At 34.6% G+C, this 11,919-nt stretch carries 9 protein-coding genes; 5 read left to right on the forward strand and 4 right to left on the reverse strand.

What is annotated here, in order from left to right:
- The first annotated feature begins 40 nt into the window (after positions 1-40).
- The 3 genes from AOG55_RS00625 (at position 41) to dph2 (ending at position 2,953) form a co-directional block, all read left to right on the forward strand.
- A complete protein-coding gene (locus tag AOG55_RS00625) occupies positions 41-787 on the forward strand; it encodes an MBL fold metallo-hydrolase (RefSeq protein WP_048101883.1) in 747 nt (248 codons plus the stop codon).
- Positions 788-823: 36 nt separating this feature from the next.
- Positions 824-1,819, forward strand: coding sequence for an NAD(P)/FAD-dependent oxidoreductase (locus AOG55_RS00630; protein WP_048101884.1), 996 nt, complete (start codon positions 824-826; stop codon positions 1,817-1,819).
- Positions 1,820-1,918: 99 nt separating this feature from the next.
- Positions 1,919-2,953 carry a diphthamide biosynthesis enzyme Dph2 gene (gene dph2 / locus AOG55_RS00635; RefSeq protein WP_048102160.1) on the forward strand — a complete coding sequence of 345 codons (1,035 nt, stop codon included), beginning with the start codon at positions 1,919-1,921 and terminating at the stop codon, positions 2,951-2,953.
- 4 nt (positions 2,954-2,957) lie between these two features.
- Here the strand turns inward: dph2 and AOG55_RS00640 are convergent, their stop codons facing one another.
- A complete protein-coding gene (locus AOG55_RS00640; RefSeq protein WP_048101885.1) occupies positions 2,958-4,166 on the reverse strand; it encodes a tRNA (N(6)-L-threonylcarbamoyladenosine(37)-C(2))-methylthiotransferase in 1,209 nt (402 codons plus the stop codon).
- A gap of 192 nt (positions 4,167-4,358) precedes the next feature.
- Between AOG55_RS00640 and AOG55_RS00645 the strand changes: the two genes are divergently transcribed.
- Entirely contained in the window at positions 4,359-4,895 is a 537-nt protein-coding gene (locus tag AOG55_RS00645; protein ID WP_048101886.1) for an Lrp/AsnC family transcriptional regulator, read from the forward strand.
- A gap of 3 nt (positions 4,896-4,898) precedes the next feature.
- Here AOG55_RS00645 and AOG55_RS00650 read toward each other — a convergent pair whose 3' ends face one another.
- Complete coding sequence (locus AOG55_RS00650; RefSeq protein WP_048101887.1) at positions 4,899-6,263, reverse strand: aspartate ammonia-lyase; 1,365 nt, start codon at positions 6,261-6,263, stop codon at positions 4,899-4,901.
- Positions 6,264-6,352: 89 nt separating this feature from the next.
- Between AOG55_RS00650 and AOG55_RS00655 the strand changes: the two genes are divergently transcribed.
- Positions 6,353-7,465 carry an isocitrate/isopropylmalate family dehydrogenase gene (locus AOG55_RS00655; protein WP_048101888.1) on the forward strand — a complete coding sequence of 371 codons (1,113 nt, stop codon included), beginning with the start codon at positions 6,353-6,355 and terminating at the stop codon, positions 7,463-7,465.
- Here AOG55_RS00655 and AOG55_RS00660 read toward each other — a convergent pair.
- Together AOG55_RS00660 and alaS are read right to left on the reverse strand one after the other, a co-directional pair.
- Positions 7,362-9,173 (reverse strand): hypothetical protein, encoded by a 1,812-nt coding sequence (locus AOG55_RS00660; RefSeq protein ID WP_054964381.1) that lies wholly within the window; start codon positions 9,171-9,173, stop codon positions 7,362-7,364. The genes AOG55_RS00655 and AOG55_RS00660 overlap by 104 nt on opposite strands.
- Positions 9,174-9,201: 28 nt before the next feature.
- Positions 9,202-11,919: alanine--tRNA ligase (gene alaS, locus AOG55_RS00665; protein WP_330218569.1), on the reverse strand; the 2,718-nt coding region annotated here is incomplete at its 5' end.

Here is an 11,919-nt window from a genome sequence, read left to right on the forward strand (position 1 = left end):
TAAATAAAAAATCTATAATACAATAATAATATTATGAACCATGATAAATTTCCTTATGATTGCCTCAGGAAGCAGGGGCAATTCAACATTAATATGGGATGAGGATGATTTAATAATAATTGATGCGGGTATTAGCCTGAGAAAATTCAGGACCAAAACTGCATCATTTAATTTTGATGATCTGGAAAAATCTATATTTATCAGCCATGAGCATTCCGACCATGCCTCAGGGGCCAAAACCATTTCTAAAAATATAGGTGCAGATATATATTCCAGGCCTGGAACACTTGAAAGATTGAATATATCCGGCTTTAAAATAAATGATGAAACTGCAATTGGAAATTTTTCAGTAATACCTGTAAGTGTAAGCCATGATGCCATTGACCCTGTGGTTTATATAATTAAAAATAGAAACATTAAAATGGCTGTTGTATCTGACCTTGGCAGGGTTTCAGATGATTTATTATACTGCATAAAAAATTCTGATATACTTGCCCTTGAATCAAATTATGATTACAATATGTTAATCAACGGTAAGTATTCGGAGCCATTAAAAAGAAGAATTTTAAGTGAGTACGGCCATTTATCCAATGAACAGAGTGCCGATGCCCTGTTCGAATCAGCCTCAGAAAATACACATATAATACTTACACATCTTAGTGAGAATAATAATACACCAGATATAGCCCTATCATATGCCAAGTCATATCTAGGCAACCGTGGAAAAAAATATAGAACAATAGAGTGTGCATCTCAGGAAAATGGTAGCTCTATTTATACATTTTAATACTAAAATTTTTGTAGTAAAACCTAATGTAGTCATATGCAAAACTATGAGTTGATAATAATTGGTGCCGGTCCTATTGGTCTTTACTCAACATTCCTGGCCGGCCTGAGGGATATAAAGAGCCTTACACTTGAAGCGCTTGATTACAGTGGCGGACAGATACCAGAGCTTTACCCAGAGAAAACAGTTTATGATGTTCAGGGAATACCAAGAATAAACGCAATGGAATTAAGGGATAAGATGGAGGAACAGGCAAGAATGTTTGGCAATGAGATTTTATTTAATTCCAAGGTTACAGATATAATAAAAACTGATAATGGGTTCAATGTGGAGGTTAATGGTGAAAAATTGTATTCATCACGTGCTGTATTAATATGTACCGGCATGGGAGATTTCACACCAAGGAAAATAGGGTGCCCGGGAGAGGATGATTATCTTAACAAAGGCTTAAGTTATACTGTTAAGGACATAGAAAAATTTAAGGATACCGTTGTTGGAGTGGTGGGAGGTGGTGATGCTGCCATTGATTATGCAAACGAACTTGCGGAGGTGGCTTCCAGGGTTTATGTAATACATCATAGTGAAAAATTCAGGGCTGCAGAGAAGACCCTTGAAAATGCAAGAAAAAACCAGAAAATTGAATTCATAATGAATACCAGCGTTTCAAAGATTTCGGGGAATTCCGTGCTTGAAAATGTTACACTGCATAATGTAAATGATAATACAGACAAAATATTAAAACTGGACAGGCTGGTCATAGCGATAGGCCATGTGGGCAAGGCAAACCTATTTAAATCAATAAATCTTGAGACAAGCCCAAATAAAAGAAACATTATGGTGAATAATAGATTTGAAACAAATATTCCAGGAATATATGCTGTTGGTGACGTTGCCTCCATAGCCGGGGAGCCAATACACCCATTGATTGCAGTTGAGGGCGGGGATGCATACATGGCCATTAATATAATAAAGAAGTATCTTAACCCTGAGGCATCAATCTTTGGTGGGCACAGCTCAAGCCTTAACTTATAAAAATTTAATTCAATGCATTATTTATTATATTTTATTTGTTTCAAAGTTATACAGATAACTTGATTTATAAATAAGGCATATACCATGATTGGTGTTTTTATGGATAAGGAGGAGGCATTTAAACAGTTAAAGCGGATGAATGCGAAAAAAATTTTATTACAGATTCCAGACGGCCTTAAACCACAGGCATTTGACATTTTTAATTATTTTGCTTCAGATTTTAATGTAATAGTAAGCTCATCATCATTTTACGGTGCATGTGATATTGGGAATAGGGAGATTTATGAAGGTGTTGACTGCATTGTTCAGCTAGGCCACACAGAGATACCAAATATAAATTATCCACTGCCTGTTATTTTCATAGAATATTATTACAATACCATTGAAATAGATGATTCCACCTTTGATGTTCTTAAATCTGATGGCATAAATAAAATTGGTCTTTTATCATCTGTTCAGTACTACAATGAAATGCTTTATATAAAGGATAGATTGGAAAGAAACGGATTCAGTGTTTACGTTGGGAAAAACGATGGGAGGCTAAAATATCCTGGGCAGGTTCTTGGATGCAATTTTAGCACTGCACATTCTGTATCTCTATATGTTGATGCATTTCTCCTAATAAGCACCGGACTTTTCCATGGCATAGGTGTGCAGTTATCTTCAGATGACAGGGATGTTTATATCCTTGATTTAAATGATAAAAAGATACATAATATAAGGCATGATACTGATATTTTTCTTAAAAAACGTTATGCAAGAATGGAAAGGGCATTGAATGCCAAGAGATTCTGTGTTGTTGTCGATACCAAGATTGGACAGTACAGAATGAAAATTGCAAATGAAATTTATGAAAAATTAAAGGCGCTTAATAAAAATGTTATAATGACAAGCGCAGATAATATTAATCCTGCCGATTTTGAAAATTTCATGTGTGATGCCATTATTTTCACAGGATGCCCAAGGGTGCCAATAGACGATGAGGAAAAGTTTAAAATGCCTGTGCTTACGCCCACTGAATTTGATTTAATTTTTGGATTTAAAAAAAGTAAAAGGTATGTGATGGACGAAATAGTCTCTGTGGATAAACAGGAGGAAAATAAAAATACTGAAACTAAAGGCATTAATGCATAATAATCTATTCTGCATCTCCAATAAGATAGTTATTTCCAAATGAAACTATTTTGCATTTTACGTTTTCATACTTTCTGTAGCTTCCACTTAGCACCACAGGACGGTAGTTTAGATCCCTGCCTATGGATGTGCCATTTTTCCCTGTCTCGGTTATAAGGACATTCTCCTCACGGCCAATGAATCTTTCAAATTTTTTTGATATTATGTCCTCATGGAGCTTTATTAACTGGTTTGACCATGATTTAAGTGTATTTGAATTTAATGGCTGCTTATCAAAATCTTTTGTGTATGGTCTTGGGGAGAACCTTGTAACGTTTATTATATCAGGTTTAAGATCCTGTATGAATTTATATGTTCTTTCAAAGCTTTCTTCAGAATCCTTATAATATCCAAGTATTATATCTGTTGATAACACCATATCCGGAAAAGATTTTTTAAATTCGTTGAAAACCCTGGAGGCCTCCTCAATGGTATACTCACGGTTCATGGCTGAAAGAACATTATTGTCAGCACTCTGAACTGGCAGGTGAAGGAATTTAAATACCTTATCATTTTGATATGATTTTATTAATTTTTCAAGTATGTCATGTGTGTTTCTTGGCTCCATCATTCCCACACGCAGTTTAAATTTACGGTTTATGGAAACTATACTGTTTATAAGGTCGGCAAGATCAATGCCAAGATCCTTCCCATATGCCGCGGTATCAAGAGATGATATTCTTATTTCCTGTATACCGCGATCCAGTTCCATTTCTATTTGGCGTACAATCTTTTCTGGAGGTCTTGATAGCAATTTTCCACGGGCTATATGAGAAATACAGAAATTACAGCTTCCTGTACACCCCTGGTTTATTGGTATACCATCATAAACCCCGGAATTTATTACAATATCATCCAGAGACCCACGGTAGAAATCCCTGAACTCATGGGGTTTAATGACCTCAATATTCTCTCCCTCAAGAGTGTTTCCGTTAACTGTGCTAAGGCATCCAAGAACCTTCACTCTTTTGGATTTTGAGGATAGATCGGCTATTCTCCTGATCATCTTATCCTCTGTGTGCTTTATTACAACACAGGTGCCTATTATGCTAAGATCAGCCTTATTCGGATCAGAAACCAGTGTGTTATTTTTATCCATAAGCAGCTTATTTAAATATAATGATGATTCGGATTTTTCAAGAGTGCATCCATATGATTCAAAATATATTTTCATAATGGTCATATATGGCAAATTAATTAATAATGATTTTTATGAATTTACATTAACAAATAAAAATTTTTTTCTACTATATAAAGCAATATGGTGATATATTAGTATAGTTTAACATTATTTTTCGATAATAAAAAGTAAAATTAGTTCATAAAAAAATAAAAAAAGTTATATATCGAATTAAAATACAAAAATATGACAGAAGAAAAAAATATAGATAAAAATGACGGTAAAAATTATGAGTGTGATTTATCCATAAGATGGAGCAAAATTGACGCATCAATACTGCCTTTTGACGAGCTGGATAAGGAAATTATGTGTTTTTTGAGATATAATGCAAGAATGTCAAATGCTGAAATAGCCAAAATGCTTAATACCAGTGAGGCTACTGTAAGACGCAGGATTAATGAGCTTGTAAGAAAAAAAATTATTACCGGTTTCTCTGCACTTGTTGACCTGCATTCCATAGAAAATAGCATAAAGGTATGTATAAGAATAGATACAGAGGCAGAAAAACTTGATGAAATTGCAGAGGATATAGCAAATGAACCTGATGTGCTTTCCCTTTACAGAAGGAGGGGGCAGAATCAGCTGCTTCTTCAGGGATTATTTTTGAATCTTGAGGCAATACAGGAGTTTGAGGATAAGCTTGCAACAAAACCGGGAGTTATAAAATACGATACAATGATAGTTTCAAAGGCATTTAAAAAAGACCCATGGGTTGGTATATAAAAATTATTTCAGAAAGCTAAATATTTCATTGTATTTTTTTTCGTCTATTTTTCCTGTTTTAAGTGCAAGTTCTTTAATGCTTTTTCCTGTTTCAAGGGCCTCCTCAACTATTTTTGCCACTGTATCATAGCCAAGATAGGGGTTTAAAAGTGCCGCTGAACCAAAGCTTCTTTCCATGTTTTCCCTGATTTTATTTAAATCGGGTTTAATTCCTGATATTGCCTTTTCATCAAGCATTTTAATTCCATTTGAGAGCCTGTCTATGGACTTTGATATTTCGTAATCCATATGTGGCATCATTACATTTAATTCAAGCTGTCCCGCCTTAACGGAATAATTAACCGCCATCTGTGATCCAAGTATGGAATTGCATATCATATTCATGGCCTCGGCTATTGATGGATTAATTTTCCCGGGCATTATGGATGATCCCTGCTGAACAGCCGGCAGAACTATTTCATGTATGCCCGATCCTGGGCCGGAATAAAGGAGCCTCAGATCATCGGCTATTTTGCTTATATCAAGGGATATGTTAGCGAGTGCATTCATAACCCTTGAAAAATCGGTCATAAATTGCATTATGCCCATGGTATTAGGGCTTTCCCTGAAATTAAAGCCAGTTTCCGTGGAAAGCGCCTCAACAGCATATTTTTTATAATTTTCCGGTGTATTTGCACCATTGCCCACTGCAGTACCACCTATATTTAATTCAAGGATGTACTCAAGTGCGTTTTTATATTCACCAAGGCTCTTTGATAATCCATAGTAATATGCATTGAATTCATCACCCAGGGTTACCCTGACCGCATCCTGAAGATGTGTCCTCCCGGTTTTATATATATCCTTAAATTCAATGGCCTTGGATTTTAATGATTCCAAAAGATGCTCAGCATTTTCGATGAATTTCTGTGATTTAATCATTATATTAACACGCATCATTGTTGGATACACATCATTTGTTGACTGGCTCATATTTATAATGTCGTTTGGATGCACGTATTTGTATTCGCCTTTTTTATGGCCCATTGATTCCAGCACGATATTTGCTATTACCTCATTTGTGTTCATGTTAAATGATGTGCCAGCACCGGCCTGAAACACATCAACAACAAACTGGTCCCTAAATTCTCCGTTGATTAATCTATCACATGCCCTGGATATTTCCCTGTACAGGTCCTCCCCCAATTTGCCTGATTTATAATTGGCATATGCCGCAGCCTTTTTAACAAGTGCCATGGATTTTATATGATCAGAATCAGCAGTTATTCCTGAGATTTGAAAATTATTTTTGGCCCTGTATGTATTTACACCATAATAAACATTATCCTCTATGGATACATCGCCGATAACATCATGTTCTGTTCTCATAATCAATTATTATTAATTTGTATAAAAAACTTTTAATTGAAATAAAAAACAAACAATAAAATTAAATAAAATAAAGCATAAAGTGGTGTATGAACATAACAGTTTCCGATGATAATAAACTGAATGTACCAAATCATACCACAGTTGGATACATTGAGGGTGATGGCATCGGGCCTGAAATTACAGCATCAATGATTAAGGTCGTGAACAGTGCTGTTGAACTAGCCTATTCAGGAGAAAAATCAATAGAATGGCATAAGATAATAATTGGCAGGGAGGCATATGAGAGGTATGGTAGATACATACCTGATATTTCACTTGAGGAAATTAAAAAGATAAGGGTAATAATGAAGTCCACACTTAATTTCCTTCCGGACAGAAGCAACATAAATGTACTTTTAAGGCAAAAACTTGGATTATATGCCAATGTCAGGGTAATAAGATATTTACCGGGCATATCGGTTATGATAAAAAATTTTGAAAGGCTGTATATTACAGTAATCAGGGATTCGGTGAACAATGAAATCACTTTTAATTATTCCTCTGAAAAAACAAGGGACTTAATTAATTTTATGTCAGAAAATTATGATATAAATATAAGCCAGGATTCAGCCCTGATGATAATCAGCCAGAGCAGATTCAGGGCAAAAAAAATGGCAAAACTTGCAGCCGAGTATTATAATTATAATAGAAAGAACAGAATAACAATTGTATATAGCAGGATAAACCCAGAGTTTCCTGAGTGGTGCCGGGAGGAAATATTAAAATTAAACCCAAGTCCGGATGTTGAAATTATGGAATTAACTGAATTTATCGGCCAGATAATTGATCATCCGGAAAATTTTGATATGGTTTTACTTGATAATTATTCAAACAGGATTATATTATCATTTTTGGTTAATTCGGTTAATATAGAATATGGTGGAAGTTTTGGTGATGGTATTGCTTTTTTCGAGGCAATACAGGGATCTGCACCACAGGATGCGGGGTATGATGTGGCTGACCCAATCTCATTTATAATGTCTGGATCAATGATGCTTAAGTACCTTGGATGGGAAAAATCATCTGAGATAATTGAAAATGCGGTTCACCAGACCTTTATTGAGAATAAGCTCCCCAAGGACCTTGCAGATCGTGAGCATATTGAGCCTGTAAAATGTTCTGAATTTGCTGATGAAATAATAAAAAGAATGAAAATGTAAATCTTTTATGAACTGCATGCACATTTATTATAACAAGTGTGGATGTATTATTAGAATAGAATAATATTATCCATGTTCCTGGTGTTAGGGCCCTAAATGTAATATTTATTGAGTGGTCCGGCGGAAGCATAATACCGTTGCCAAATATGTTTGATGACGCTGTTATATTTTCCCATATATGAGAGTTTGTCAGCTTGAATATATCCATACCGTTGGATATCGATACCGCCTGTAAATTCATTGTATAATTTAGATTGTTTGATATTTTAAGTGTTATATTGCTTCCAACCATTGCACCAATCACTACTGTTCCGGAACTTGTATTACTGTAATTTCCTGATACCATTGTTGGCGTGGATTTAATATAATATACCTTAAGCGTGCCATTGTAAGTCTGCATACCGGTATATATCAACATTTTATAGTCTTTATAACCGCTCAGGTTTGTATTATACGTCATAATGCTTATATTATAAGTTCCTGAACCACCAGGATTTATATACATGGGACCATTGTTAACCACCATGCTCAGGTTATCTATATAGAACTGTGGGGTTATTCTCCCAGCACCGTGGTTTACAATGCTCACCTTAAGCGTTGCATTTTCATGCCAGTTTTTATTGACAATTACATATGATGGCATATTTACAGTTATTCCGCCATTATGATTGACCTGAATCCCTGCAGGAACCATGGTAAATATGAGTATGGAAGTAACAATGGTGGCTGCGGTAATCATTGCCTTTTTTGGAATTTTTATCAAATTATTTAACGGTGCCGGCCCTCTAATTCCTATTATAACGGAGATAATTAAAAGTATAAGTATAAACGGAAATATAAAACTTAAAGTTAGAAGTATAATAATTGAAACAATGGATAAATATATCTGGTTTTTTCCTGAAATTGCCGAGGATACAAGACCACCATCAAGAAATCCTAATGGAAGTGCATTTAGGGCAGTGCTTATTAATCCTGAATAGCCTGCAAATTCCATTGGAGGCTTTAAGCTTGCAGCAGGGATTATTTTGTTTAAAAAAAATGTTGACATTAATGGTAAATCCAATCTATTTACGGGCATGTAATCAATGTTATGATATATTAATACTGAAGGCTCATAAAAAAAGCCCAGAATTATAATTATTATTGATGAGATAAAACCAAAGAGTATTGATAAAAATCCTGAAAAAAGCATGGATTTTCCGGTTTTATACTGATCCCTTGATGTATTAATAAAACCCAGTGTGCCTATACCAAGGGATGGGACCATAATTGGAAAGGAATAATGCATGCCGCTTCTTTTAAATGCAATATATCTGCCAAACTCCCGGAACAAAATAATAATCATTAATGGGACTGCAAAAAAAAATATACCTCCCAGCAGGCTTTTAACAGGAGTTCCACCAGAGTATGATAAATCATATATAAATCCACTGTAAATTATTGTGGAAATTGTTATTATACCCATAATGATCTTAATAATGGAATGCCCACCATGTTTGCTATATTTTATAACTATTAATTTGCAGCCATCATAATAATCAGTAAATGCTGTGTATCCAATTAAATTAAGCTGATCTATATACTCTGAAAAATTCCTTTCATCGCCATTACAGTTTATATCGAATGTTATTGAATCTTCTGATATCTCATATTTCTTAAAATCAAAATAAAATTTTGTTAAATTTATAATTTTATCTGGATTGTCCATACTTTTATACTTACCAAAATCACCTTAATTAACTTTTCACTTTTTTAATAGAATCCAATAGTATATCTGTATTTTTAATGTTGTTTACATTCATTATACATATACCATGTGATTTTGTTACCCTGTCCGGCTCGATACCATTATTCTTTATTAAGCTTATAAGGCTGTCTGTAATTGATGATGCCTGCCCGGATATTATATAAATAATAACCTCATTCTGGAGCCTGTTGATTACTATGGATTCCTGATTAAACTTTTGAAGTGCCGATATAAGCAGTTTTATATTCGTATAATTTTCAATGTTATACACATTAATGTTATTTATTTTTTCAGGGTTATTTATAATATTTTTTGTTATCTCCCTGGACTGATCATCGTAAGTTTTCCTTAAACTTATTAATTCCTCAATGTATTTCTTTGATTGATCGGCTATTTTATCCTCATCAACACGCATATATTCCTGTTCCGCCTTTATTATGTTGTATAATTTCTGTACGTATCTTAATGCAGCCGGACCTGCTGCAAATGTAACCCTTTGAATGCCCTCCTGAAGTGTTTCAGTTTTTATTATTTTAATAAAATGTATTTCTGATGTGTTATCTAAATGCGTGCCCCCACAACCCTCCGAATCTATATCCTGGATGGTTACAACCCTTATTGTTTTTGATACAGGTACCCCTCCCTCGAAGAGCCTGAAACCGTATTTATCCAATGCCGTATTCCATTTCTCGTTTGTAACCCTTATTGTTTTACCATCCTCTATGGCCCTAAAACATAAATCCTCTATATTTTTTATATCCTCCTCGGTGATTTTTTTATAATGTGTTATATCCAGCCTTGATTCATTAACATCCTTTTTTACCCCACTCTGCCATACATGGTCTCCAAAATATGACCTCATTACCCCAAGGAGCAGATGTGTTGCTGAATGATGTATCATAAGCTGATGTCTTCTATTATAATCAACAACACCCTTAATCCTAGAATGTTCGGGTATATCCGAATCAAGAAAATGAACTATTGAATCACCATATTTTTGCACATTTAAGACGTTTATACGTTTTCCGTTGTATATGAAATAACCAAGATCATAAGGCTGCCCACCGCCCTCTGGATAAAACGCCGTTTGGTTAAGTATAATTTTTTTATCACATGAATACAATACATTTGCGGTAAACTCAAGAATTTTTGTGTTGTCGTAGTACAATGGCCTTGTTTTTATATCTGGAAAGGTAAGCTGCTTTTTTGTTTCTTTACGGCCAATCTCCTTGTTTTTAATTATCAGTTCATGGAAATTATCCGGAATGATTAATGTTTTACCAGTAATTTGGTGGTAAATATCTGAAATTAGATCCTCATTTATTCCATAGGACTCATAAAGTCGGATAATGCTGTCCAGAGGTAAATCGTCATCCTTTATAAATTTTTTAACAATGTTGAATGATGATTGATTAACAGCATTATATTTTTCCCTCTCTATCTTTATTATATCGGAAATAAATTTTTCATCGAACCTTGGAATTATATTTTTAAACTCACCATACTGAAATTCAAGGAGTTTTTCAAGATCATATTTAAATCCAATATCATCAATAAATCTAAATGACCTCCTTATTAACGTTCTGGCCAGATAGCCAACCTTCACATTGGAGGGGATAACATAATCTGAAAACATAAGTAACAGCGTTTTGGTGTGATCTGCAAGTGAATAAACCTCTCTTAGAAACTTTAGCTGTTTAATGAAATCTTCATTATATTCCATTTTTTTGGATTCCATAAATTTTTTAACTTCATTCATAACCTTTTCTTCACTGTATGGGTCTATAACAGCTGAGATTTCTGAGATCTTTGCCATAATTTTATCATTAATTTTTTTAGCCTTAGAATTTTCTATTAAAAAATTAATTGTTTTATCATATATTGCATCATAGATTGTTGATGTTGCCGCGGATAGCCATACCAGACGTTCCAGCCCATATCCCGTATCAACAACCCTCAATGGCATGTGCGAATATTTTGTACCCTCTATTTCAACATCGCCGTTTGGGTCCTCCTTTAAGTCCATGAATACGAGGGTTGCAACCTCCAGTCCCCTAACAAAAACCTCAACAGCATTGCCAGCATTCCCCCCACCAAACCATGGTTTTTCCTTATACGTAATTAAATTTTTATCAACCTTAAGCCTTTCAGTTAAAAATCTAAATGAGTATCGTATTGTTTCATTCTTCCAGTATACAAATTTATCCTCATAGTTAAATGCATCATGGCACAGCATCTCAAATGTTGTCAAATGCCGCCCGGTTTTGCCAACCAGATCGAGGTCAAGCATCCTTATACTTGGCTGTGACATTACAATTGGATTACCCGGAGGTGGTACAAGCCCGGACGTAACCTGTGGCTGAAAATCATAAATTGATGCGTTTACAAGAAGCACATCATCGCGCCATCTGGGAACCACGGGATATGCTGGAATAAATTTATGCCTGAATTCACTGTCATTCTGAAAGAATTTTATAAACTCTTCACGCATCTCATCTATTGTATATTTCCTGTATACTGGTGAGTTGCCTATAAAGGAATAGCTTTCACATGCAGGGTCACCGCATGTCTTTTTCTCAGAATCAAGGGTCCAGAAATATGATGAACATGATATACACTGTTTCCTCATAAAACCTGTATCCCTAAAAAAATCTATATCAAATTCTTCCGGCATATAGTCCATAATGCATGGACATACATAAATATA

Origin of the sequence: Acidiplasma cupricumulans (genome assembly GCF_001402935.1) — an archaeon.
Classification (GTDB): Archaea; Thermoplasmatota; Thermoplasmata; order Thermoplasmatales; family Thermoplasmataceae; genus Acidiplasma; species Acidiplasma aeolicum.

Bases quoted from the DNA above. Each gene is read 5' to 3' on its own strand.
- AOG55_RS00640 (WP_048101885.1), bottom strand. From the start codon at position 4,166: ATGAAAATATATTTTGAATCATATGGATGCACTCTTGAAAAATCCGAA.
- AOG55_RS00645 (WP_048101886.1), top strand. From the start codon at position 4,359: ATGACAGAAGAAAAAAATATAGATAAAAATGACGGTAAAAATTATGAG.
- AOG55_RS00655 (WP_048101888.1), top strand. From the start codon at position 6,353: ATGAACATAACAGTTTCCGATGATAATAAACTGAATGTACCAAATCAT.
- AOG55_RS00630 (WP_048101884.1), top strand. From the start codon at position 824: ATGCAAAACTATGAGTTGATAATAATTGGTGCCGGTCCTATTGGTCTT.
- AOG55_RS00660 (WP_054964381.1), bottom strand. From the start codon at position 9,173: ATGGACAATCCAGATAAAATTATAAATTTAACAAAATTTTATTTTGAT.
- AOG55_RS00650 (WP_048101887.1), bottom strand. From the start codon at position 6,263: ATGAGAACAGAACATGATGTTATCGGCGATGTATCCATAGAGGATAAT.
- dph2 (WP_048102160.1), top strand. From the start codon at position 1,919: ATGGATAAGGAGGAGGCATTTAAACAGTTAAAGCGGATGAATGCGAAA.
- AOG55_RS00625 (WP_048101883.1), top strand. From the start codon at position 41: ATGATAAATTTCCTTATGATTGCCTCAGGAAGCAGGGGCAATTCAACA.